This is a genomic window from Acinetobacter sp. CIP 102529 (assembly GCF_000368325.1).
GTDB classification, from domain to species: Bacteria; Pseudomonadota; Gammaproteobacteria; order Pseudomonadales; family Moraxellaceae; genus Acinetobacter; species Acinetobacter parvus.
This window is the reverse complement of the sequence record NZ_KB849355.1, coordinates 201,973-226,003: the sequence shown is the minus strand read 5'-3', so window position 1 is coordinate 226,003 and position 24,031 is coordinate 201,973. Positions and strand designations below refer to the sequence as shown.

The 24,031-nt window shown below is 42.9% G+C and carries 21 protein-coding genes and 1 pseudogene; 10 read left to right on the top strand and 12 right to left on the bottom strand.

Annotation, left to right across the window (positions count from 1 at the left end):
• Positions 1-118: 118 nt before the first annotated feature.
• Positions 119-4,621: a translocation/assembly module TamB domain-containing protein gene (locus F972_RS06150; protein ID WP_004769274.1), complete on the bottom strand. Its 4,503-nt coding sequence runs from the start codon at positions 4,619-4,621 to the stop codon at positions 119-121.
• Positions 4,622-4,667: 46 nt separating this feature from the next.
• Positions 4,668-7,391 carry an autotransporter assembly complex protein TamA gene (locus tag F972_RS06145; protein ID WP_004769272.1) on the bottom strand — a complete coding sequence of 908 codons (2,724 nt, stop codon included), beginning with the start codon at positions 7,389-7,391 and terminating at the stop codon, positions 4,668-4,670.
• Between the two features lie 162 nt (positions 7,392-7,553).
• Between F972_RS06145 and F972_RS06140 the strand changes: the two genes are divergently transcribed.
• The gene (locus F972_RS06140) at positions 7,554-8,876 is read left to right on the top strand and encodes an MFS transporter (RefSeq protein ID WP_155756557.1); all 1,323 of its coding nucleotides are present in this window, start codon (positions 7,554-7,556) and stop codon (positions 8,874-8,876) included.
• Between the two features lie 3 nt (positions 8,877-8,879).
• Positions 8,880-9,515 (top strand): 2-polyprenyl-3-methyl-6-methoxy-1,4-benzoquinone monooxygenase, encoded by a 636-nt coding sequence (gene coq7 / locus F972_RS06135; RefSeq protein ID WP_004769267.1) that lies wholly within the window; start codon positions 8,880-8,882, stop codon positions 9,513-9,515.
• 11 nt (positions 9,516-9,526) lie between these two features.
• On the opposite strand, the gene F972_RS06130 is transcribed toward coq7, so the two are convergent.
• The 4 genes from F972_RS06130 to F972_RS06115 are packed head-to-tail and all read right to left on the bottom strand — an operon-like array spanning position 9,527 to position 12,411.
• Positions 9,527-9,961 (bottom strand): 2-amino-4-hydroxy-6-hydroxymethyldihydropteridine diphosphokinase, encoded by a 435-nt coding sequence (locus F972_RS06130; protein ID WP_004769266.1) that lies wholly within the window; start codon positions 9,959-9,961, stop codon positions 9,527-9,529.
• A complete protein-coding gene (folB, locus tag F972_RS06125; RefSeq protein WP_004677684.1) occupies positions 9,918-10,298 on the bottom strand; it encodes a dihydroneopterin aldolase in 381 nt (126 codons plus the stop codon). Before folB ends, F972_RS06130 begins: the two co-directional genes overlap by 44 nt.
• Positions 10,299-10,326: 28 nt before the next feature.
• Positions 10,327-11,625 (bottom strand): ABC1 kinase family protein, encoded by a 1,299-nt coding sequence (locus F972_RS06120; protein WP_004769265.1) that lies wholly within the window; start codon positions 11,623-11,625, stop codon positions 10,327-10,329.
• Positions 11,626-11,682: 57 nt separating this feature from the next.
• Positions 11,683-12,411, bottom strand: coding sequence for a HesA/MoeB/ThiF family protein (locus tag F972_RS06115; protein WP_416201951.1), 729 nt, complete (start codon positions 12,409-12,411; stop codon positions 11,683-11,685).
• Between the two features lie 149 nt (positions 12,412-12,560).
• On the opposite strand from F972_RS06115, the pseudogene F972_RS06110 reads away from it, so the two are divergent.
• A pseudogene (locus F972_RS06110) lies at positions 12,561-12,728 on the top strand (flavin reductase); the annotation flags it as partial.
• 468 nt (positions 12,729-13,196) lie between these two features.
• On the opposite strand, the gene F972_RS06105 reads toward F972_RS06110, so the two are convergent.
• From F972_RS06105 to prfA, 3 genes are all read right to left on the bottom strand, one after another.
• Positions 13,197-13,967, bottom strand: a complete 771-nt coding sequence (locus F972_RS06105) for a 3-hydroxyacyl-CoA dehydrogenase (RefSeq protein WP_004680860.1) — start codon at positions 13,965-13,967, stop codon at positions 13,197-13,199.
• A 116-nt stretch (positions 13,968-14,083) separates the two neighbouring features.
• The gene (prmC, locus tag F972_RS06100) at positions 14,084-14,902 is read right to left on the bottom strand and encodes a peptide chain release factor N(5)-glutamine methyltransferase (protein WP_004680861.1); all 819 of its coding nucleotides are present in this window, start codon (positions 14,900-14,902) and stop codon (positions 14,084-14,086) included.
• The gene (prfA, locus tag F972_RS06095; protein ID WP_004677700.1) at positions 14,902-15,990 is read right to left on the bottom strand and encodes a peptide chain release factor 1; all 1,089 of its coding nucleotides are present in this window, start codon (positions 15,988-15,990) and stop codon (positions 14,902-14,904) included. Before prfA ends, prmC begins: the two co-directional genes overlap by 1 nt.
• A gap of 246 nt (positions 15,991-16,236) precedes the next feature.
• Between prfA and yiaA the strand changes: the two genes are divergently transcribed.
• The 7 genes from yiaA (at position 16,237) to F972_RS06055 (ending at position 21,924) form a co-directional block, all read left to right on the top strand.
• Positions 16,237-16,704 carry an inner membrane protein YiaA gene (gene yiaA / locus F972_RS06090; protein WP_004680862.1) on the top strand — a complete coding sequence of 156 codons (468 nt, stop codon included), beginning with the start codon at positions 16,237-16,239 and terminating at the stop codon, positions 16,702-16,704.
• 215 nt (positions 16,705-16,919) lie between these two features.
• A complete protein-coding gene (locus tag F972_RS06085; RefSeq protein WP_004680863.1) occupies positions 16,920-17,348 on the top strand; it encodes a hypothetical protein in 429 nt (142 codons plus the stop codon).
• A 457-nt stretch (positions 17,349-17,805) separates the two neighbouring features.
• Positions 17,806-18,744 carry an ABC transporter permease gene (locus F972_RS06075; RefSeq protein WP_004680864.1) on the top strand — a complete coding sequence of 313 codons (939 nt, stop codon included), beginning with the start codon at positions 17,806-17,808 and terminating at the stop codon, positions 18,742-18,744.
• Complete coding sequence (locus tag F972_RS06070) at positions 18,744-19,619, top strand: ABC transporter ATP-binding protein (RefSeq protein WP_004680865.1); 876 nt, start codon at positions 18,744-18,746, stop codon at positions 19,617-19,619. Before F972_RS06075 ends, F972_RS06070 begins: the two co-directional genes overlap by 1 nt.
• 75 nt (positions 19,620-19,694) lie before the next feature.
• Positions 19,695-20,696 (top strand): isopenicillin N synthase family dioxygenase, encoded by a 1,002-nt coding sequence (locus F972_RS06065; protein ID WP_004769263.1) that lies wholly within the window; start codon positions 19,695-19,697, stop codon positions 20,694-20,696.
• The gene (locus tag F972_RS06060; RefSeq protein ID WP_004680868.1) at positions 20,696-21,583 is read left to right on the top strand and encodes a hypothetical protein; all 888 of its coding nucleotides are present in this window, start codon (positions 20,696-20,698) and stop codon (positions 21,581-21,583) included. Before F972_RS06065 ends, F972_RS06060 begins: the two co-directional genes overlap by 1 nt.
• Positions 21,584-21,594: 11 nt before the next feature.
• Positions 21,595-21,924, top strand: coding sequence for a DMT family transporter (locus F972_RS06055; protein WP_004680869.1), 330 nt, complete (start codon positions 21,595-21,597; stop codon positions 21,922-21,924).
• A 355-nt stretch (positions 21,925-22,279) separates the two neighbouring features.
• Here the strand turns inward: F972_RS06055 and F972_RS06050 are convergent, their stop codons facing one another.
• The 3 genes from F972_RS06050 to F972_RS16420 all read right to left on the bottom strand — a co-directional run bounded on the left by F972_RS06050 (position 22,280) and on the right by F972_RS16420 (position 23,976).
• On the bottom strand, positions 22,280-23,311 hold the full coding sequence (locus tag F972_RS06050) for an ABC transporter substrate-binding protein (RefSeq protein ID WP_004758173.1): 1,032 nt from the start codon (positions 23,309-23,311) through the stop codon (positions 22,280-22,282).
• Positions 23,312-23,408: 97 nt separating this feature from the next.
• The gene (locus F972_RS06045; protein WP_004680873.1) at positions 23,409-23,846 is read right to left on the bottom strand and encodes a CopG family ribbon-helix-helix protein; all 438 of its coding nucleotides are present in this window, start codon (positions 23,844-23,846) and stop codon (positions 23,409-23,411) included.
• A 7-nt stretch (positions 23,847-23,853) separates the two neighbouring features.
• Positions 23,854-23,976, bottom strand: coding sequence for a hypothetical protein (locus F972_RS16420; protein WP_004680874.1), 123 nt, complete (start codon positions 23,974-23,976; stop codon positions 23,854-23,856).
• Positions 23,977-24,031: the final 55 nt, after the last annotated feature.

Genomic DNA, 24,031 nt, shown 5'->3' with positions numbered 1-24,031 from the left:
ATCATAAATATTTTATTTTCAATAACTTATTTTAATTTTAGCATATTTCCTTATTTAAAATAAATGTCATTAAAAAAACCTGTTTTATCATTGTAAAACAGGTTTTTATTTTTACATACTAAAAACGCCAGTTATAGAAAATATCTATCGCGCGTTCCAAAGACTGACTCGCTTCGAGATATAAACGGCGGTTCATTTGATAACGTAAGGTGAGTTTATTCACAGGAGTAAACACACCTATGCCATAGCGGATAAATAAATCTGGTGTGATATACCCTGTCAGGCTGACTTGAGTATCATCTCCTGTACCCTGTGCGTCCAATGCCAGACCACTCAGACCAAAGGTTCGACCAATCTGGTTGGTTAAAGCCCGTGTACCCCCCAGACCCATACTGATACCAGCGGCTGCAATGGTATTGTTCACGTCTGACTTAAAGCCTTCAGTATTGCTTAAACCACTGCCACCCTCATTGATACGTCCCGTAAGCAAGGCATTGAGGGCCTCTTGTTCTGACAAGCCAGCATCATTATAAACCTGAACATTCGGCACAGTTGCCGTACCTGTTACCCGTACCCCAACCATACTGCCTTGCACAGGTTTATTGGCATCAATATCCAGTGTTGGGTTGGCCAATGGCCCATTAAAACGGGCAATGGCTCGGTTCAAGTCCAGACTTTGACCATAGGCCTCAATTTTCACTTCCTGGCTCACCCCAATCGCACCATTGGCACGCATTGCGGTTTCGAGACCACGCTGGGATAGATGCAAACGTCCAACGAGTGGAATATTACTTCCAAAGCCCTGGAAAACAACCTGATTGCCTAACGTCAGGGTCATATCAGCACGAATGTCCCACGGTTTTGCTGACTTTAAGGTTGCCAACAAGTCCTGTCCTTGCTGCACAACACGGACATCAGGCGAAACGTTAATCACGGTTGCGGTGGTTTCTGGCATTGAAATGCGCGCGCGAGGGACATCAATTGACCCTTTCAAGCTTAAGCGCTGATCAAATGGATAAACATCAAGGCTTAAATCAGGCTGGACAATTGCAGTGATCATTGGTGCCTGACGAATCAACAGGTTGTCACCTTTTAAGGTCAATGCCAGATGTGGTTCTTCTTTCCAGTCAAAGCTACCCTTTAAGCGACCCACACCTTGCCCACTGTTAAACGCACCATCAATACTGGCTGAATCCTGACGGATTGAGGAATACAACTGGATATTGGTGAGATTGACAGGCAATGAAATCATGCTGATGGCACCATTTTTCAGACGCATTTCACCTGTGAATTGAGGTTGAGTTAAAGTCCCATTCACTTTACCAGCAAGTGCAAGCGTGCCCGCCATTGAACGGACATCCTTGATAAATGGTTTAAAAACTTTTAACTGAACATCATCAAAAGCTACTTCGCCACGCATTGGCATATTATCCTGAAAAGGATTGACAATCACATTCGCATAACCCGTTCCAATATCTGGGGTTTTCATGTCGATACGGAACAACAACCCATCACTGACACTCTTTGCAATCAGGCTCAACTCATCATAAGTCATGGTGGTGGCTGGTTCTTGTGGATCATCTGCCGCCAAGCCAATCTCACCCTTGCGTGTCACCAGGCTGGCATCAATTTTTGGACGGTTACCCTGAACCCATGAGGCCTTGGCATAACCATTCAATTGACCCGTAACCGCCAATCCTTCTGGCATAAAAGCAGTAAAGTCATTTAAGTCGATATTTTTGGTAATGACAGAGACATTACCCTTGGCCTGACTAATACGTGCAGGCTGATCCAGACATAACTGGCTGTGTGCACTCTGCCAGCAATGCTGCCCAACATACAGTTCGGATAATCGGGTTGAATACACAATCGCCGCATTTTGATTTTGCACAAGATTGATACGTGGCGAAGCAAAGTTTCCTTTTTGCAGTTGCCCCAGCCATTCATTGTTTGAGTTAAAGCCGCCTGCAAGCTGTTGATAAAAATTTGATTGTCGATTTTTGCTTTCAACTTTTAATACATGCGCCTTACGTGTTCCAGCCAGATTGACCGTAGCATTCTCGATTTCACGATTGCCACTGCGTAAATGGTCAATTTTTGCCGCCAATAACGTTGGGGTGGTTTCTGATGTTGGCAATTCACCCTGAATACGCAACGATCTAACACTTGCCACATCCTTGAATGCAAAATTATCCACGGCAATATTTGCGATTGCCTTTAAGCGTGGCTGGGGCTGCACATTCAGGCTGCCATAGGCACGGCCTTTCAGACCTGGATATAGTTCGTAGAGTGCAGGTGCATTGAGCTTGATTTTCAGGCTTTGGGCATTACCCGTTGCCTGTAACTGATTTTGTGCATAGGAAAAATATAAATCATTGGCTTCAAACTGTTGTGGCAAAAAGCCTTTCTGGTTGGAATCCAGCAAGAGCGTCAGGTTGCCGCGTCCCCTGATTGGCTTGTTATTAATAAAACCAGCGGCATTCAGTTGACGGATATCAATACGTTTTAGCTGTTCAGACCAGACACCCTGTGTTTTTACGTGACCAGACACTTCACCCTTAACACTGGAAACGAAATATTGGGGTTTAAAACGTACCAGTGAGGCATCCAGATCCCAACCCAATTTATCTTTAAGATTGACTGCACCAGTGGCATAGACTTTACCCGCTACACCATCATGTTTTAGCTGATTGATCTTAATGTATTCAGGTGTACCCGCAATATTGATTTTTAATAAGCCATTGCCCTGATTTAAGGCATTGAGTGAGCCATCATAATTCACGGCAAAACTTTTAAAGCCGCCACCCGCTTTTTGATCATGGAAGATAAGAGCCGCTGTACTTTTTCCTTTTAAGGCAACCGTTTCAGTTTTACCTGCCTGGGCCAGTTTCCCCTTGAGATCAATCTGGTTAAATTGAATGATCTGCTGGTTGGGTTTGGCAAAACCAGTCGCTTTAATCTGACCGTTAAGTAGATTAACAGGTGCTGTTGCAACCACTGTCTGCGGATTAAAATTTTGTGCCTGTAGCTGTGCCTGCCATGCAAGCTGCTGCTTTTCATTTGGCAGTTTCACCTTGGCCTGACCTGTTAGGCTGCCTTTTTCAGCCTGATAATGGAAACGTTCCACATCTAAAAGATCACCTTTTACATCAAAGCGTGCATTATACTGTCCTGTTGGTAACAGTGTTTTCTCATGCGGACGTACCTTGGTTGACACATAGATATCCTGTTGTCCCTCTTTCAGCGTAACATCAGTATACCCTTCGGCACTACTCAACCAGCCAATATAAGGTACAGCCCGATCAATTCCTTGCCATGCAATATTTAACAGCATTGGTTGAGCTTTGTGATCTTTCGCCTCAGCCTGATTGAGCTTGATGGCCCAGCTTTCATATTTGTCGAAATCAAGATTGGCTTTTAAGGACAGCCCTTTTTCCATTGAACCTGATGAACTTAGGTTTGCGTCCAGATTGGGCGGCAAGAAATCCTGAGCCACTTGCGGCAAAGTTTTATCTTTCGGGTTTAATTTTTCCAAACGCCCCTTAACATCCCATGACACATGATTATGCCAATTCACCACACCCTTAAGACCAACCCTACCACCCATCAACTGACCATTAAAATCATTGATATTGAGCTGGTTTTTCAAGTCAGTATCCATCAGGGCATTATATTTCCCCTCAGGAATCTGTTCACCTTTCAGGTCGGTATCCAGTGTCAGATGTAACTTTTGAATGTCACCGTTAAACCGCGCCACGCCATCTTTTGCAAATAATTTCTGTTCTTTTAGCAAGGGTAAATGATAATTTTTAAAGAACAATTCGCCGTTCATTGGTACATGGTCACGTACAGGATGAACCACAACCCAACCTGTGAGTAGATCAGGGGTACGGGTTGCAACTCCTGCCTTTAAGGTATCAAGTGTTCCTCTGGCGACAACCTTAATCATCTGGATATCCAGACTTTTTAATGAGGGAATTATCAGGTCAGTTTTGAGATTCAATGGGTATTTACCGATAAAATCCATTTCACCTGTTGCATGCTGGAGCGCCAGATAACCCATATCCATGCGGGAGTCTTCGAACTTCAGCTTTGTTCCCGACCATAAGGCATCCTTTAAATAAATATCACTAAAGTCGGTCTTCGAGGTGCTGGTCTTGATTTGAAGATGGTCTATAGTTGCCTCATCTACCCTTAATACAAAAGGCAATTTAATCGCATCAAAGGAAAATGGTTTACCTGATGGCGGTTTTTTATTCACAATCCTTAAGTTACGTACATCGGCATGGCTGAAGTGCAGTTCCTTGTTTAACAGGGCACGCCAGCCTAAAGACACATCGACCCGATCCAGCGACACATCCACAGCCTTGACTTGCAGCAATACATTTTTCAGGATGATCCCTGAAAGCAGGTTACCACCCTCATATTCATATTTAATGACTTTTTGGCTTTGCAGCACACGATCCAGTAAGAAACGGCTTCCCTTGTCCGTAGACATCATCACCATTAACGAGCTGACCAGCAATAAAAGAATGACCAGCACAATCAGCGCAATGCTTCGAAGAATGCGCCGTTGCCGTCTTGGTCTTGTTGGAGCTAACTGCTGTTGTGCTTCCGTCATAATCAACCTGAATTGTTTGACCTTTTAAAGGTTTTTTAAAAAGTTATTAAAGCTGTGGACCAATAAAGAAATGGAGTCGGATTGGGTTGTTGTCATTCGAGATACCTGAAGCAACATCTAGGCGAATCGGCCCAATCGGTGATCTCCAGCGTATGCCCAAACCAATACTGTACTCGGTTGGATTGCTAAACTGCTTATCATAGGCATTACCAACATCAGAAAATATCGCTGCACGCCAGCCATCTTTAAATTGATAGTTATACTCAAGCGATCCCACGGCCAAGGCCTGTCCACCAATTTTATAGCCACCTTCTTCTGGTGATAGGCTCTTGTAGTCAAAACCGCGTAACGACTGATCCCCACCTGTGAAGAAACGTAAATTATAAGGAACCTTGTTGAAGTTGTCGGTAAAGATATAGCTGGTGTCGCCACGCCCCACAAACTGGTGGTTGTCATTTTCACCCATTGAATAGATAAAACGCCAGCCTCCCGTCAGGATGGCCATGTTGGCATCTGTCAATAATGATTCTGTACCCAGCTCAACCTTGTAAATCTGTTTAAAGCCTTTGGTTGGGTTTAAACGTGAATTGGCATTGGTTTTTGACGCTTCATAACTGAGCAGCAAGGATTCCTGTTCGGAGTCGATTCCTGAAACCTTAAACGCGTCAGGAAGTTCATTGACATCAATATCGCCTTTTTTGGTTAAGCGATCCAGACGGTAACGTAAGCCAAAGGTATTTTGCCAGTCACCCAACGGATTCTTAATCACCCGTTCGCCCCCCATGACTGCTGACTCCACCAGCAGGTTCACACCTGGACCAATATCATCACGCTCTTCACGCTCATAACCACCGACAAGGTTAAAATAGTCATTAAGTGGATGCTTGTAGGGAATACTATAGCGTCCATCAATGGACTGACGAATCTGCGACAATTCAATGTTGGCATCAAAAGAATGTCCATATTTATTGACAATGGCACGACGATACTGGCTACGAATACGCGCACCTGTATCAGTTCCATAACCGACACCCGTTTCCAGACTATTTAATTTATCGGCATTCAATGTCACCACGATTGGAATTTTTTTCTCGATTCGGGTTTGCTCTTCAAGCTTGTGGCGTTCATCTTCGTCATCATCATGGTCATGTGAACGTGGTGCTGTGCGGGCAACTGAATAGGCCTGTGCAGACTCGCCACCAGAGAATACGGTCTCATCGACCACATTTTGTGTGACTTCCTGTGCAGAGGTAACTTTCTGACGTGCCAGATCAGCCTTTTGCTGACTATTCATCAACTGTGACTGTTGAAGTTTCTGCTGGTCTACCAATGCCTGTAAGTCAGGCGCCAATTCCAAAGGAGGTTGAATCGGGTCTGGCTTGATGGTGTCAACAAGGGTGTAATTGAAATAACGGGTATTGGTCAGGTTATTTGCTAAGACATTGACACGCCAAAATGCGTAATCATCGCCCTCTTTCCACGGTGCCAAACTATCAAGCACTTTTTGGGTAAGCGGCAGTGGCTTGCTTGGGTCACTCATACGGTATTCGACTTTTTTCAGCTTATAACGCTCACCCGTCTCATATTTCAGGTTGATCTCTGCTGTTTTATCAGGCTGCGTAATCTTGACATCATGCAAACGCCAGTAGGCATCAAAGAAACCGTTATCATTGGCTGCACTGACAATTTTTGTTTTGGTTTCTTCGTATTTGCCATGATTAAAGATATCACCCTCATCCTGTTCTGGAATTAAACGAATCACTTGGAGTTGAGGTAATCTTTCACCAGCCCCCGAAAATTCAATATTTTGCTCTTTAATCAGGATAGGCTCATTGGGTGTGACAATCACTCTGACCCTGCTGTCACTCAACCGTTCAAATTTAAATACCGCATTATAATAACCAACCGCCTGTGCAGCTTGATTGGTCAGAGCCCTTAACTGGGGTAAAGCCACATTGAAGTCTTCAAAGGCCTCTTGAGTAAAACTGGACAGTTTGGCCTTGATATTGGTGGCAAGTACAGGAGGCGCACCTGTCACGTCAGCAGTGATACGTGGAGTTTTCTCCGCATTAAGCAGGTTCTCTGGACGGAACCGATTCCATATCTTTCTAAAAAATCCGACTTTTTCCTGTGATGATTCAGGCTGGGGCTGGAACTCAGGCAGGGTTCGTCCTGCTTCATTGGCCTCAACCACAATTTTACTGTCGGTCTGGATGTCCTGCATCAGTTTGTCAATGTTGACAGGGGCCTTGGTGACTTCCGTGAGCTCAGTTTGTGAAACATCATTGACCAGCACAGCAGGCGTTTTTGCCGCATTGTCACGGAAATTCTGGGCTTCTTTTTTCGCCTCTTCAGCTACACGGAAAATTTCATCTGCCATGCCCTGATCAATCGTCATGCTGGGCAAATCTTCCAGATTGTCTTCCATTTGGATCGGTTTTAATTCTTCAATCTGGTTTGCGGCCTGTTCCTGCTGTTTTAACGCAGCCAAACTGTCTTGTTGCGGTACCGAAACGGTCTGGGGTTCACTGTCCAGTTGTGGCTGAGGTGTTGTGTTTTCAGCAACTGTTTTCGCCTCAAGCTGTGTAGTTGAGGATTCCAGCGCTTCATTTTTAGCCAGCTCCGTGATTTTTTCCTGTGCACAAGCGACTGATATACAAGAACTTATCAGAAACCCACCACAAATAAATTTAGGAAAGCCCTGCATTTTAAAAATTAAATGCATAGAATGACTCAGTGCAGACGGTTTAAACTTTGCTTGAGATGGCATGTAGAACTCTAAACTTATTTTTTAGTGTGTCGTTTTTTGTGGATAAAAATTTATTCAAATCTTTGATTTTCATCCAATCAAACATTAAAAAATATCATACATGAATTTTAGTGCATTTTTACAGTTCGTCACATTTTTTATAAAACACAATGAAGTGAACACATGATGAAACAAGATGACCGCTTAATGACATCTCGTCGGTTTGCACCGATGTTTTTCACTCAATTTTTTGGTGCGCTTAACGACAATGTTTATAAGCAGGCGCTCCTTCTGGTGATTACCTATGGCTGGATTCAACAACAGTCTGCATCCATCAGCACACTCAACAATTTAGCCGCTTTACTGTTTATATTGCCCTACTTTCTCTTCTCCGCCACCGCAGGACAGATTGCCGATAAATACGAGCGTTCTCAACTCATCCGCTTTATCAAGATTCTTGAGATCGTGATTATGCTGATTGGCAGCGCAGGTTTCTTACTGGGTAATTTATGGCTACTGTTATTTGCCTTATTCCTGATGGGAACACATTCCACCTGTTTTGGGCCAATCAAGTACGCCATTCTGCCTGAAATCCTTAAACCACAGGAATTGATGTCGGGAAATGCATTGTTCCAGTCGGGTACATCTATCGCCATTTTGGTCGGTATGATTCTGGGCGGTGCGGTGATTGCCTCATCTGAGGGTAATTTGCTGTGGATTAGCATCACAGTGGTAACTATTGCCTGCTTAGGCTATTTATCCAGCCGTTTTATTCTACCGCAAAAAGTGGCCGAGCCTGACCTTAAAATTGACTGGAACTTTTTTCGTACCAGCTTCCAAACCTTGAAATATGTCAAAGGCATCCCTTTGATTTTTACGATTCTGCTTGGCAATTCATGGTACTGGTTTTATGGGGCGACTTATCTCACCCAGATTCCCCAGCTTACCCAACAAAATCTCCACGCTTCTGAAAATGTGGTTAGCTTATTACTTACCTTTTTCTCCATCGGCATTGGTGTAGGTTCACTACTATGCCGAAAGATTGGTGGGCGTGAAATTAATATTAAGATGGTGCCTTATGGCGCGATTGGCTTAACCTTATTTGCGCTTTATCTGGCGGCAAGCCTTACTTTTGTGCCTGAACGCACAGGCGAACTGCTTTCATTAAAAGATATGTTTACAGGTGGTATGGTGTATTACCATGTCATGCTTGCCGTAACCTTACTGGGAATTAGCGGCGGGTTTTTTATCGTCCCACTCTATGCCATGATGCAAGCCTATTCACCACGTTCCCATCGTGCCCGTGTGGTGGCGGCGAATAATATATTAAATGCGGTGTTCATGGTGTCCTCTGCAATTTTCTCAATTTTAATCTTAAGCATTTTAAAAATTGATATTAAAATCTTGTTTATCATCACCGCCATTTTAAGTGCGATTTTTTCATTCTGGTTATTAAAACGACTTAAACCCTTGCTGGCAGATACGTCGAACACTTTAGAGGATTAATCTATGCGTCATTACACAGGTCTCGATAAACTGATCAATTCTTTTGATCAGGCACTGCGTAGTTTAGTTCCAGGTGCGACAAGTTCCCAACGCACAAACCCTGCTGCTGATGAACCCTCACAGTTATGTGTCAGTGATGCCCGTCATGTCGCAGGTTTAATGCGTGTCAATCATAGTGGTGAGGTTTGTGCTCAGGCGCTTTATCATGGTCAGGCACTGACAGCAAAACTCCCCCATGTACGTCAGCAAATGCAGCAAGCGGCGATTGAGGAACAGGATCATTTGGCATGGTGTGAAGATCGTTTGAAAGAATTAGACAGTCATACCAGCATTTTAAATCCGATTTGGTATGGTTTATCTTATGGTATGGGTGCCATTGCAGGCATTGCTGGGGACAAATACAGTCTCGGCTTTGTCGCTGAAACGGAACGTCAAGTCAGCCAGCATTTACAGCAACATTTGCAACAACTGCCTGAACATGATGAACGTTCACGCAAAATATTGGAGCAAATGAATGAAGATGAATTGCATCATCGTGATACCGCCTTACAGGCTGGCGGCGTGGACTTACCCGTGCCAGTCAAAATCACCATGACCGCAATTTCAAAATTGATGACAAAAACCAGTTATTATCTTTAAGAAATAAAACATTACATTGTAATGACAGGGTAATGAATCTGTTGATCATAAATTAAATCAGCTTGCTGCCATAAATCATAGAGTGGAATTTTGACATCTAGGGCCAATGGTAACTTTTTTGGATTGAATTGCATATTTGTTAAGTTTGCGCCCCATGCAATCACATCAATATCCAGACTAATCTGATGCGATGGGCGAACACGTCCCGACTGTGTCTCTAATCGTTTTAAAGTCTCGATCATGTCATCAACCGATAAAGTGCTTCGTAATAGGCAGGCTGAATTCCAGTAATCTGCCCCAATTCCATCCCGACATGGAATCTGGTAAATCGGTGAAAATTCCACATGCCCCAGTTCTGCAAGTTGAGCATAGGCAAAAGTGAAATTTTGCTGCTGCTGAACATTACTGGCCAGTGCGAGCGCAAAAATCGTTTCTGTTGCGTTCAAGGCGAATTCCTACTGCATTGGCTTGGGCAATAATGGCGGGTTTACGAATGGTAATGCTGATCGATTCAATTGATGGAAATGTAGAAAATAGACAGTTCAATACAAGTTGAGCAGCGTGCTCAATGAGTTTGGGTTTGGCTTGCTGAATCACTTGTGCCGCAAGCTCACAGATTTGGGCGTAGTTGAGTGTATCGTCCAACTCATCTGAACATGCAGCCTGAGTCAGGTCATTATGAATGGTTAAATCCAGCATTAAAGGTTGGATGATCTGACGCTCCCAGTTGAAACAACCGATTACGGTATCGACCTTTAGTCCCTCAATAATAATGGCATCCATAATGACCTTAATAAACCGATAAATAAGATTAATGCTTTAACAATGAAGCAGGTTCAATATTGTGAACCATTTTCAAACGCTGGTCAGCATAAATATCGGTATATGGTGCGAGAACACGCATGAAACGATCAAAATATAACATTTGCTTGAATAACAAGGCGAAGTCACGCGGAAACTTGATACCGTGACGCTCACCCACGCCAATCATATCCATCATGATGTCATTCAGGTCTGCTGGATTAGAGCTTAGAATTTCCTGAGGATCGGCCAAGAGCACACCACTAAACAGACGCTCCAAGTCATCTGCAAGTACCTGAGTGTCAATTTTTTGATGAGTCATGCCCATTTTCAGCATGTTTTCAGCCATTGCCGTATAGTTGGTATGTTGTAGCGCGTCCATAAATGCCATACATGCACTCCAGACCCCTGGGTTTAACTGACCTACAATACCGAAGTCAATAAAGCCAATGCGGCCATCTTCAAGCAACATCAGGTTTCCAGCATGTAAATCGGCATGAAAGCTCTTGCACAGCATTAAACTTCCAAACCATGTATTCATCGCAGTAATCAGCACTTGGGTTGGGTCTTTTGCGTATTTTTTTACCACATCAAAGTCAGTTAATGACACCCCATAAAGGCGTTGCATGGTTAACACACGGCGAGTCGAAAACTGATGGTAAACCTTTGGTGCTGTGGCAGCCCGATTACCCGAAACATTCAGATATTGAATGAAATCATCCAGATTTTGCGCCTCTTCAATAAAGTCCACTTCCCGTACCATACGGACCTTGATTTCATCAACAATCTCGGAAAGTGATGCGAACTTGATTTTAGGTACAGCACGTTCCAGCAGCTTGGTTGCCCAATGCACCACATTTAAATCGGTATATAGAATGGTTTCCACACCAGGCTTTTGGACTTTAATTACCACATCTTCGCCTGTAACCAATTTTGCGGCATGCACCTGCGCGATTGATGCCGAAGCAAGCGGCTTTTCATCAATAAAACTAAAAATTTCATTGAGGTTCCTGCCCTCAAACTCCTCATTCAATACGCCCTGAATATAACTGAAAGGCAAAGTCGGAGTCTGGTCTAGGCAGTCTTGAAATTCCTCAACATATTCACGAGGAAATAAAGATGGGGTACTGGCAATAAATTGTCCTAGCTTAATGTAAGTTGAACCCAATGATTCAAAAGTTTCACGCATCAATTTAGCATTGCTTGGTTTTTCTGTTGCATATTTGACACCTGCCTGTGCCGCAACAATCACAGTTTCACCTATACGCCCAATGGAACGCAGTCCATCAAATAAAATATTTCTTTTCATAATCTTTCAGTGCCTCATAGATGGCGTTAGTTTAGCAAATTTTGCTTAATTTACTGATCAAGTTGCCTGACAAATCGGACAATTTACATCTTTTTCAAACTGTAAAATGCGTTGGGAAAGGTTTAAACCATTCCAAAGTAATAATTTTTGCCTAAGTGGCGTTAAACCAAGCCCTAAAAATAGTAATGTGTGATGGGCCTGTAATGCTGCAATTGTGACAGGTGTGGTTGCCAAAACACCAGAGTCTGCACAGCGTAGATTTTCATTGGCATGTGGCTCTTTTGGGAACAGGCACTCATAACATGCTGAATCTGATTCAACCATAAATAATTGTCCCTCAAAGCCAATGGCCGAAGCACTAATCAAGGGAACTTGATGTTTTTTGCACAGCGCATTAACTAAATATCGGGTACTAAAGTTATCACAACCATCTAAAACGACATCTTGGTGCCGTACCAATTCATCCGCATTACTTTCATCAAAACGACTATTTTGATAGTTCACCTGTATATGAGGATTAATTTTTTGAAGATGTTTGGCTAAGACTTCTGCCTTATAATGACCTAAATCATTTGAATTAAATGCGATCTGTCTTTGTAAATTGCTGATTTCGATGGTATCCGCATCAATAATGGTAATTTTACCCACACCTGCCCGCGCCAGCAATTCTGCACTGGTACAGCCGATTCCACCAGCGCCAATCATCAGCACATTGGCAAGCTTGAGTTTTTCTTGCGCCTCGATATCCCAACCCTCCAATAAAATTTGCCGACTGTAGAGATGCATTTCATCATTACTGAGTTCAAATTCATTTTCTGGATGTTGGGACACGTGGCTTGCTTCTGTATAGCTCAATCATGTTGCTGATTTTAAGTGGATGTATGTTTTGAGGAAAGTAATAAATTTTATTTTGACAAATAGAATAGCTTAACCATTTGAGTGTCCCAGAAATCATACCCGTTGAACTTCCGAAAGCCTATCGATTGCTAAATCATGGCCCCACTGTACTCGTTTCTGCCCAGCACGGCGAAGATCAGGATGTAATGGCAGCGGCATGGGCCTGTGCACTGGAAATAACACCTGCCAAAGTTACGGTTGTACTGGTTGACATCCTCCCCGACCTAAAGGAGGGGGATTCCTACTGCTAGATGGCAATGTCCTGCCACGAAACAGATACTATAGTTCTCTGCTTCTTATTCCAATGTAGTCCTACCTTTCGGATTGCAAAGAGCGCACGGATTACAATGGGGAAAACTGTTTTTTTCGTGTTGTATCAGTCTGCTGACTAAAAATATACAACATAATTATCATAGCACATGGATTACTAGATCCAAATGTTTTTAGCAATCCTAGCTAATCCCCACAAGGGGGACTAGCGGATTGCAGCCTTATATCCTCGGGCTAAACCCCGAGGTTTTACGGCTATTCGGATAAAAGTACCAAGACAAGGCAACTGGTTGAGCAAAGTGGTTATTTTGCCTTACAAGTTGCCTGTTTCGATCAAATTGATATGGTGCATCAACTAGCGATGGTTTATTCCATCGCTTTTCTACTTTTCACAATCTTAAATCTTATTTAGCCGCCATACGGATGCCACCATCCAGACGAATCACTTCACCATTCAGATATGAATTTTCAGCAATGTGTGCAACTAAACGCGCAAATTCTTCAGGACGACCCAAACGTGATGGATAAGGCACCATTTGCCCCAAAGCATCCTGTACATTTTGTGGCAAGCCTTTCAGCATTGGCGTTTCCATAATGCCAGGTGCAATGACCATGACACGAATCGCATGGCGCGCCAATTCACGGGCAATCGGCAAGGTCATGGCAACCACCGCACCTTTTGAAGCTGAATAGGCAGCCTGACCAATCTGACCATCAAAAGCTGCAACTGAAGCCGTATTGACAATCACGCCACGGTCTTCATCGTCTGCTTCAACTGTATTCTTACTCATGGCCTCAGCAGCAAAGCGTAGCATATTAAATGTACCAGTCACGTTGATCTGCAAGGTTTTGGAGAACATTACCAAATCATGTACACCTTCTTTGCCCAGCACTTTTGCAGATGGGCCAATGCCTGCACAGTTGACCAAGCCATGTAAACTGCCATGCTTGGCAATGACATCTTGAAAGAATTGTTCCGCCGCCTGTTCATCAGTCACATCCAGCTTTACAAACTCAGCCTTTTCACCCAATGCCTGTGCCTGTTGTTCGCCTGCCTCAACATTCATATCAACCAGCGTAACTGATGCGCCTTTTTCCACCAGATATTCTGCGGTTGCAGCTCCCAAACCAGAACCACCACCTGTAATAACAAAGTGTTTTCCCTGAATTTTCATTGGAATATTCCTGTTTACATAAAAATTATAAATGTTCGGCACTTAGCATAATTATTATGATCACAAATGCAATATCTTAATATCGCACAATACATGTCGTTTTTGGCGATTCTTATTTAATCTAGCTTCTGTCCCAAGCTCACCCGATCATTGCCACCATAATCCTTGATGGTCTGGATTTGGTTAAAACCGTACTGCTCAAAGATGTCACACACCGCCTGACCTTGATCATAACCATGTTCAAGCACAATCCAGCCGTGTGGTTTTAACCAGTCTTTGCCTTGACGCATAATCGTTTCAATATCCGCTAAACCATGATTGGCTGCAATCAACGCCCGTTCAGGCTCAGATTTCAGCTTTTGCATGTGGAGATCATCAGGATCAATATACGGTGGATTAGAGACAATCAGATCAAAGCTTTGTTGATCTAAAGCCTCAAACCAAGCACCGCAGGCAAACTTAACCTGAGTTAAGCCATGCTTTAAGGCATTTTCTTTGGCAACATCCAGCGTTGGCTGATAAATATCAGTTGCAATCACTTGCCACTTTGGACGCTCACTGGCAAGCGCCAATGCAATTGCGCCTGTGCCTGTGCCTAGATCAACAATATTGGCATCTTGAGCAAGCGGAAGATTTAAAACCGTTTCCACCAAAATTTCGGTATCAGGACGTGGCACCAAAGTGTCATGGGTGACTTTTAAATCCAGCGTCCAGAATGGTTGTGAGCCTGTGACATAGGCCAAAGGCTCACCCTGTTCAATTCGGGCCAGCCCATCCAAATAAGTTTGCTGCTGAATTTCTGTCAATTCCTGCTCAAGCCTAAATTTAAGCTCTAAAATACTGACACCTATAATATGCTCAAGTAGCCAGGCAGCTTCCTGACGCTCATAGCTATCAATTTCGCCTTTAATCTCTAAAGCCTGAGCAATATTCATTAGCCACCATTTTCCTGTGCCAGCATTGCCAACTGATCTGCCTGATATTCACGATGCAGGCTATCCAGCAATTCAGTTAAATCGCCTTCCATAATTGCATCCAGCTTATATAAAGTCAGGTTAATACGGTGATCGGTCATCCGTCCTTGTGGATAGTTGTAGGTACGGATACGCTCAGAACGGTCACCTGAACCCACCAGATCACGACGCATTTCAGAAGTTGCCGCATCAGCCGCTGCACGTTTTGCATTTTCCAGACGTGATACTAACAACGCCATCGCTTTGGCTTTGTTCTTATGCTGGGAACGTTCTTCTTGACATTCCACCACCACACCTGATGGAATGTGAGTAATACGCACCGCAGAATCGGTTTTGTTAATGTGCTGACCACCCGCACCCGATGCACGGTAGGTATCAATACGTAAATCGGCAGGATTGATTTCCACTGTGGTATCGACATCAACTTCTGGCAGAATGGCAACCGTGCATGCGGAGGTATGCACACGACCTTGTGATTCGGTTGCAGGTACACGCTGTACACGGTGTGCGCCACTTTCAAATTTCAGGCGACCATAGACACCCTCTCCATCGACACGGCAGATCACTTCCTTATAACCGCCATGCTCACCTTCATTTTCAGAAAGCACTTCGATACGCCAGCCTTGATTCTCAGCATATTTGCTATACATACGGAACAGGTCACCTGAAAAAATTGCAGCCTCATCACCGCCTGTTCCCGCACGAATTTCCAGATAGGCCGCATTGGCATCATTCGGATCTTTTGGAATCATCAACACATTCAGTTGATCTTCCAGTTCCACCAAAAGCTCTTTATTGGCCTTGATTTCTTCTTCTGCCATGTCCTTGAAATCTGGATCAGATTTCATCATCTCAGCTGTTTCAATATCTTCCTCAGCTTGACGATATTTACCCCAAACCTCGGTGATTTCAGTTAAGTCATTATGTTCACGGGACAGTTTACGAAAACGTTTATTGTCCGAAATCACTTCTACATCAGCGAGTAATGCAGTCAGCTCTTCATGACGATCACAAAGTTGATCCAGTCTTAAACGGAGTGATGCTTTCATGGGCGAAATATCTCAAAATTCAGGTTTGTGCGAATACAACATATACCGCACAATTAACATTAAAAAATTGCGCATAGTGTACAGATTCTGGTGCTTAAAAGACATAGAGAAACGGGCCAACTTACCCATTCGCCCTCATTTCATCATAAATTGTTCAGTTTTGGTTGTGGACACTTGTTCTTGGATTTGTGCTCCGATATAAATAATCAGGGACAAATAGAAAGATAAAACAACAGGATAATATGTATGAATAATTTTATTAATCGTCCAACCTCCGCATTTATTGCGGCAAGCTGGGTTGCTTTACTTGCTGGGGCGGTCGGATTCATGATTGGGCTATGGAATGCCAATATGCCCTTGCATGAAAAAGGCTACTATCTGGTCATTTTACTCTATGGTTTATTTTCTGCCGCCTCATTGCAGAAAACCATTCGTGATCAATTGGAGGAAATTGCTGTTACCACAATTTACTATGGTCTGTGCTGGGTATCCATGGCAGTCTGTATCGTGCTGTTATTGATCAGCCTATGGAATGCTGACATCACCATGAGTGAAAAAGGTTTTTATATTATGTCATTCCTGCTAAGCCTGTTTGGGGTTGTTGCAACACAAAAGAATATTCGTGACCTAAATTACCTACGCCTGCAAAATGAGTTGAATCCCCGCCAGTTGAAACTGGAGGATTCCCCACAGCAAGATCATCAACAAGATTAAATTTAGCTTAAGGAAGTTCAGCCCGAGAACTTCCCTATTTCGCGATGATGCTTACTATCCATATGCTTTATCATCATTATTTCTCTTTTAAATTTATTCACCAAAACAAAACGCTACAATCCAGACACCAAAACGTAATAATTCAGGCAGCCATCTCCACAATTTTCCCCTCAAACTTTGTTACATTTCCCTCCATTACAAAAGATGTCGTCAAAATGAAAGCGAATATTTGGTTATTGGGTGCGATTTTAGCCAGCTCAACTTTGGTGACTACAGCACACGCTGATAATGCAACTCGTGTTGCTGCCACATCTGCCTTGGGAAGTGTGGTGGGCACTGCAATTGGTAAGGAGATCGGTGGCAACAATGGTGCCATGATTGGTTCCGCACTTGGCGGTGCTGGTGGTGCAGCGGCTGCAAGTAGTAAACATACCCGTACTGAAGCTGCAATTGGTGGTGGTTTAGGTGGCGTGGGCGGTTATACCGTTGGTAAGAATGTAGGTGGTACAACAGGCGGTTATATTGGTGCCGCTGCGGGTGCCGCAGGTGGTGCAGCTTTGGGTCGTAAAGTCGGTCAGGACCGCGACTATGACAATTACCAGTCTAAAAAATACAAGAAAAAAAGAAAGCATCGTCATCACTGATATTTTAGAAAAGCGCCTTTGGGCGCTTTTTTACGATTAAAATTTCTAAAAGCATTTGGTCTTGATGTATTCAACCAACTTCATAGTGTTTCTTTTTATACCGATACAATAAGCACCGAGCGCATCACCCAAGTTTGCAGGTGGAGCATACGTGCTTTTTTTCTGTGCATGTATGGGTTGTTGATAAAGATTTGAGCTACCCTGCTCCATAACCTGCCATATAAATATCTTTATGATCAGGTTGATGTTTCCACTATGAAAATTTTTCATTTATCGGATTAATTTTTTAAATTTAAAAAAATCAAATAGATAAAAAATTAAAGCTCAATAAATTGATGAATTTTTCTCATCGGCCATCTTTTAAATAAGTCACTTTATCCTAGTCTCAGGAATGGCATCAAAATTGCTTCAAGTATTACGTTTTTAAAAAATCGTATTACTCGATAGGTACAAACCTATGCATGATTCAGTATTCTCAAAAAAGAAAAAACTTTTGTTAGGTTTGGGGTCTTTCCTGATTCCCATCCTGATTTGGAGTTGCGTCAGTTACCTGCCCTTTATCTGGCATCCACAGGTACAAATTACCGATTCTGGCAGTGTGTCTTATTTACAGGTCGGCACACGTATTGAAAAAACTGCCTTTTATCGTGAAGCGCAACAGGCAGTGGATGCAGGTAAAACACCGCCAAATGGGATTCTGGTCAATCCAATTTATCTGCCTGCACCACATGAGGTTGCCAAAGCGCTGGTCACATCCTTTACCACACCACCACAACAACCTGATGCGCCGTGGTTGCATCAAAGTCTGTGGCACAGTATCAAGATTGTGTTTATCGCTTTCTTTATTTCATCTCTGATTGGTATTCCACTCGGCATTTTATCTGGCTTTTCTGCCACGATTTCCCGATTGACTGAACCCTTTGTCGAGTTTTTCCGTTATCTACCTGCGCCTGCATTTGGCGCATTGGCAGTTGCCATTTTGGGCATTAATGATGCACCTAAAATTGCCATTATCGTGATCGGCACCTTATTTCAGCAAATCCTGATTATTGCCAATACCACTCGTATGGTGGATCGCGGCCTAATTGAAGCGGGTTATACACTGGGAACAAATAAAGCCAAAAGTTTATTTCATGTGGTGATTCCTGCGGCACTGCCTGATATTTACCGTGATTTACGGGTGTTACTGGGCTGGGCGTGGACTTATTTAATCGTATCAGAATTGATCGGGGCCACTTCGGGGATTACCTGGTTTATCACTCAACAAGCCCGTTACCAGAATTTTGAGAATGTCTATGCCGCTATCTTAATTATTGGTGTGATTGGTTTGGTCACCGATGTGATGTTGATGAAATTAGGCGAACGTCTATTTAAATGGAAAGCAGGAGCAAAATAATGGAAACTCAATTTGATGCGAATGTTTATTTTGAACAAATTTATGCCCGTCCTGTGATTCTGGAAGCAAAAAAACTGACACAGGTGTTTAAGCATGGCAAAGAGCAACGCACCATTCTCAATCAACTGGATTTAAAAATTCATAAACGTGAATTTGTCTGTGTGATTGGCCCGTCAGGTTGTGGCAAATCCACCTTGAGCCGTGTGGTGGCTGGCTTAGACCCTTATCATAGTGGTGAAATTTTAGTTGATGGTCAAGCTATCACAGGCACAAGTTCAGAACGTGGCATGGTGTTTCAGGGCTATACCCTATTTCCTTGGAAAACGGTTAAGCAAAATGTCATGTTTGGGCCTTTGATGAAAGGCATCAGTGCAACTCGTGCCGAAGAGATGGCGAGAGAATGGATCAATATCATTGGTCTAGAAAAATATGAAAACCAGTATCCGCACCAACTGTCAGGTGGGATGAAACAACGAGTTGCAATTGCCCGCGCCTTGGTCAATGAACCCAAGATTTTATTGATGGATGAACCGTTTGGTGCACTTGACCCACATACTCGTCAGAAAATGCAACGACATTTGATGGATTTATGGCAAAACATTGATATCACTATCATTTTTGTTACCCATGACATGGATGAAGCGATTCTACTGGCTGATCGTATTGTGGCGCTCAAAGCCAATCCTGGCGAAATCAAGGAAATTATTGAAGTAGATTTGCCTCACCCGCGTGGTACAGAGCTAATGAATACGCCTGAGTTTCAACGCCTGAGAAACAAGGTAGATCAACTGGTGCATGCTCAGGAAGATGAGCTTGATCCTGCCCTGACTCATTTACCGAAAATTCCCCGTATGACGCAGGTCGATGCTGAATAAAGATTTTGTATAATCTTTGGGACGACCCAAAGCGTTTTATTTATGTGCTGGACGACCAGCTAAATGGTGTGATGCATGAAACAGGATTATGTTTTACCCTTGGTCGATATTTCAAAATTGACCAGTCCACAGCTTGAGGAACGATTACAGGTCGCACAGGAACTGGATCAGGCCTGCCGTGAAGTCGGTTTTTTATATATTCGGGGTGATCAGCTCCAGCCCGCTTTATTTCAGCAACTGGTGCAAACTGCACAGCGCTATTTCGCTCAGGATGAAGCGAAAAAAATGCAAAATTATATTGGTCTGTCTGAAAATCACAGTGGCTATGTGCCGATTGGTGAGGAACGTTTTAAAAGCAATACCTACGATTTAAAAGAAACCTATGATGTCAATTATGATTATCAAGCAACTGAAAATCGTCGTCCTTTAGTTGGCCCAACGCAATGGCCCGATGATGCAGAATTTAAACAAAATGTCCTGAGCTATTATCAGCATATCAAGGATGTCGGACATCAACTTTTTCATGCCTTTGCGTTGGCTCTGGGGCTCGAAGAACAATTCTTTGATGCGCATTTGCAACATGCGCCCAGTCAGCTCAGGCTGATTCATTATCCTTATAATCCTGATGCTGAAGATGCCATGGGCATTGGCGCACATACGGATTATGAATGTTTTACCCTGTTATTTCCGACCGCACCTGGCTTGCAGGTACTCAACAAACAAGGTGAATGGACCGATATTCCACTGGTTAAAAATACCATGATCATGAATATCGGTGACATGATGGAAATTTTATCCAATGGGCATTATATCGCCACCAAACATCGGGTCAAACGGGTCAAGGAAGAACGGTATTCATTCCCTTTATTTTTCTCCTGCGATTATGATTATATGATCCAGCCTGTGATTAAAAATGAAGCACCTAAATATAAGCCATTAAAAGGCGGTGAACATTTATTTAACCAGACTGCGCAGATTTTCCAGTATTTAAAACAACGCATTGATCGGGGTAAGTTGGTGCTGGAAAATGCCATGCCTCTGGATTCTTTTGGTCTGGCTGAATCTGGAGAAAAATAATGGATTTAAATGAATTATTGCAGCAGTTAAGTCCAACTGATCTACAGCAAGTCAGTTTACCCCATTATTTACTCGGTAGTTTTAGGCGTAAAAGTATCAGTTTTTATAATGGACTGACCGATGAAAACACCATTGTTTACTGGTTTCAGTCCCGAACATTTACGCTTGATCTACGCCTGTCAGATGCACGCTCTACTCCCATCACTGAAAGACAAGGCTGGATTGGCGATACGGTTTGGGATCATGCACAGCAGTTACTGTCATGGGATGTTCAGCAAAGCTACCAACCACGCATTCAGTGGCCAGAACCTGCCACATTACATGCGGTAGGTAATTGTCTATTGGAGTTTTCACCCTCCAATGCCTATGTAGAAGATTGGCGACAATTGTCGCATACAGGGCCATTGCTCGGTTTACGCTTGTATCAGGTACAACATCTGGATAATGGTGAAGTATTTGCAATGGATGGCGGATTGATTGTGGCAGGCGCACATATTGCCTATGCACAATCCCGACTGCCACAGATTCAAGACAAACTTTCAGACTTTTCCAGACTTGATCAGGCACTGGCACAAGATGTCATAAATGAAGCAGAAATTGAAAGCTATGAGGTTTCTGTGGCATTCAATAATCCGAAAATTGAATATAGTACGCAAGCCAACCGTGTCGGTGAATCTATACAACTGACTGGTTTTGAATTGAATGATCAGGGCATTATTACGCAAATTCGCCAGATTCATGGGGAAGATTATCTCTGTTATTTTCAGCTTGACCTGTACCAGCCTGAGTTCCAGTTTGTTCGTCAATCGATTACCTCTGACGCAAGCCATAACTGGTTACAGCAGGAACAGGATCATTTGCTTAAAAATGCTCAAGTGGTTGAATAAAGGAGCCTGATTTGCCCTATTTATATTTGGTGATTGCAATTATTGCGGAAGTGATCGCCACTTCTGCACTCAAAGCCTCAAATGGATTTAGCGTTCCTCTGCCCTCACTCATCACAGCGGTGGGCTATGCGATTTCCTTGTATTTCTTATCCTTAACCCTAAAATTTATTCCAGTCGGTATTGCCTATGCAATCTGGTCGGGTGCTGGGATTATTCTTATTTCCAGTATTGGCTGGTTTTTCTTCAAGCAGTCTCTGGATCTGGCGGCATTTATTGGTTTAAGTATGATGATTGCAGGCATTATCGTGATCAATGTCTTTTCAAAAAGTACTCATCTTTAAATTTTTATATAAATTTTTGCATAAAAAATGCTTCATTCTTGAAGCATTTTTTATATCTGCAATCTAGTTAACATGAGTTCGATATAAAATTCTGAATAAAATATGATACTCGGAAACGTCATCCGCAACTGTTTGAGACAGGACTTTATTAGTAAAGTGCTGTTTCTGCGATTTATTAAACTAATTGGTGGTAGTCAACGAGTTTTGCGCATGACAATGGTTTTGCCTACTTTTGCCGAAACAAAAGTAGGTCGTCGAAGACATATACTGAAATTGGATGAGAACTCGGCAAGACTCCGCCAAGATAATTTTTTAGCAACAAGTTAGATAAATATTTAAATCGAACTCAAGTTAGTTATTTCAATTCATTCACCAAATCAGGATAAATCAGACCATCCACATCAACGGCGGTTTTATAGATGCCATTGTTTACATTAAACTGATTTACATGATAAGAGGACCCATAGACCGAATCAAAACTATCATTTTTTACAAAGGCTTTTTTATTGCCTGCCAAATCAAGTAAATGAGTGCCACCCACAAATTGTTCATACTGGGTAGGATCGACCCCGACTCGATTGGACATAATCTTGACCGCATCGGCATGTGTAGCAGGATCATTAATATATTTAACCGTTTTATCCCAGACCTGAATCAGCTTTTTCCATTCCTCTTTATGGGCGGATAAGTGGCTCATATTAACAGATACCCCATCATATATCAGACCTGGCTTATCTTTGGAACTATAGATAATTTTTGAACCTGCTACAGATTTTAAGGCCTGATTTGCCACAGGTTGCCACACGGCGATAGCAGATACTTCTGGGCTGGCAAATACCTGTGGTAATTCATTGGTGACAGAATTGACCAGTTTAATATCGGTTAATGGGATTTTGGCATCGGTTAAAGCAGTCGAAAGAAGTAAATGATCCACCAACCCTTTTTCGGTTGCCACCGATTTACGTTTTAAATCCGTCACTGAGTTGATACCTGACTTAGCAATAATCACGTCATTGCCTGCGGAATAATCAGTGACCATGATCATCATGCCTTTGGTTCCACCTGATGCTGTGACAAGGTTGTCACCATTGGTGGTCAGTACCGCATCCAGTTGATTGGCAGCAAAGGCATTCAGTGAAGCCGAATAGTCAAACCATTTAAATTCAACATTGAGTCCTGCCTCTTTGAGCCAGCCTTTCTCAATCGCCACTTGCCAAGCCACGAAACCAGGCCAGTCGCTATAGCCAATGGTGATCGGTGTACCTGTTGCGGTATTTTTTGTATCTTCTTTCTGGCTGGCAGTCGGTACTTTAGCTGAATTATCACAACCCGCTACAGCAAAACTCAATAGAACAGAAAGAGATAAGGATGTCATTGCATGTTTCATTACAGAACCCCCGAATAGAATGCAATCAATATATGGATGATGATTTAGAACCTGAACGTTAAAATTTCGTATTTCATCTTGCTGTGTGTATTTCTCCCTAATCATTCTGCTGGAGCGGTGGCATCACGGCATCCATCAGTTCCAGATGCCCCTTGATGACACCTTTCAGTGCAATAAATTGCTGGCTGATCTGTTTTAGATCATTGCTTTTGCCTTGAAGCAACATCACTTCCAGAATCTTTTCAGCATCAAGCTGTACACTCAGCGAGCTAATCACCTGTTCCAGATATTGATGTTGCAGATCACCAATCTGTATACGGATATTTGCCGTACGACGCTGGTATAACAGCGTCAGTGTCCCGACCATCACTGAATTATCTGAGCTATGCTGATCAATTAAGTGATGGTTGATCATGTCCACAATCGCCTGTGAACGGCTTTCATAGTGTTCTTCCACGATCTTCTGGTCTAAGGCTTCCACCGTATTTTCAGGAACAGTGATGCTGATCCGTGAAAGCTTGGGTTTACTGTTCATGCTAAACCTACTGTTTCTTGAGATTGCTGGGTTTTTGCTTGATATATAGACCTGCTCTTACCGTCATCAGATTGACTAAAAATAACTGGAGCGTTTTTAAGTACTGGTTCATGACTGGATGTTTTTTCATGGCAACCTCAGTATTACTAATTTTTTAATTCGTAATATTTAATGCAGTATCTGTG

Coding starts and splice junctions, on each gene's coding strand:
- F972_RS06085 (WP_004680863.1), top strand. CDS start 16,920: ATGAAAGCGAATATTTGGTTATTGGGTGCGATTTTAGCCAGCTCAACT.
- prmC (WP_004680861.1), bottom strand. CDS start 14,902: ATGAATATTGCTCAGGCTTTAGAGATTAAAGGCGAAATTGATAGCTAT.
- F972_RS06050 (WP_004758173.1), bottom strand. CDS start 23,311: ATGAAACATGCAATGACATCCTTATCTCTTTCTGTTCTATTGAGTTTT.
- F972_RS06105 (WP_004680860.1), bottom strand. CDS start 13,967: ATGAAAATTCAGGGAAAACACTTTGTTATTACAGGTGGTGGTTCTGGT.
- F972_RS16420 (WP_004680874.1), bottom strand. CDS start 23,976: ATGAAAAAACATCCAGTCATGAACCAGTACTTAAAAACGCTCCAGTTA.
- F972_RS06075 (WP_004680864.1), top strand. CDS start 17,806: ATGCATGATTCAGTATTCTCAAAAAAGAAAAAACTTTTGTTAGGTTTG.
- F972_RS06065 (WP_004769263.1), top strand. CDS start 19,695: ATGAAACAGGATTATGTTTTACCCTTGGTCGATATTTCAAAATTGACC.
- yiaA (WP_004680862.1), top strand. CDS start 16,237: ATGAATAATTTTATTAATCGTCCAACCTCCGCATTTATTGCGGCAAGC.
- folB (WP_004677684.1), bottom strand. CDS start 10,298: ATGGATGCCATTATTATTGAGGGACTAAAGGTCGATACCGTAATCGGT.
- F972_RS06070 (WP_004680865.1), top strand. CDS start 18,744: ATGGAAACTCAATTTGATGCGAATGTTTATTTTGAACAAATTTATGCC.
- F972_RS06140 (WP_155756557.1), top strand. CDS start 7,554: ATGATGAAACAAGATGACCGCTTAATGACATCTCGTCGGTTTGCACCG.
- F972_RS06120 (WP_004769265.1), bottom strand. CDS start 11,625: ATGAAAAGAAATATTTTATTTGATGGACTGCGTTCCATTGGGCGTATA.
- F972_RS06060 (WP_004680868.1), top strand. CDS start 20,696: ATGGATTTAAATGAATTATTGCAGCAGTTAAGTCCAACTGATCTACAG.
- F972_RS06045 (WP_004680873.1), bottom strand. CDS start 23,846: ATGAACAGTAAACCCAAGCTTTCACGGATCAGCATCACTGTTCCTGAA.
- F972_RS06145 (WP_004769272.1), bottom strand. CDS start 7,391: ATGCCATCTCAAGCAAAGTTTAAACCGTCTGCACTGAGTCATTCTATG.
- coq7 (WP_004769267.1), top strand. CDS start 8,880: ATGCGTCATTACACAGGTCTCGATAAACTGATCAATTCTTTTGATCAG.
- prfA (WP_004677700.1), bottom strand. CDS start 15,990: ATGAAAGCATCACTCCGTTTAAGACTGGATCAACTTTGTGATCGTCAT.
- F972_RS06115 (WP_416201951.1), bottom strand. CDS start 12,411: ATGCATCTCTACAGTCGGCAAATTTTATTGGAGGGTTGGGATATCGAG.
- F972_RS06150 (WP_004769274.1), bottom strand. CDS start 4,621: ATGACGGAAGCACAACAGCAGTTAGCTCCAACAAGACCAAGACGGCAA.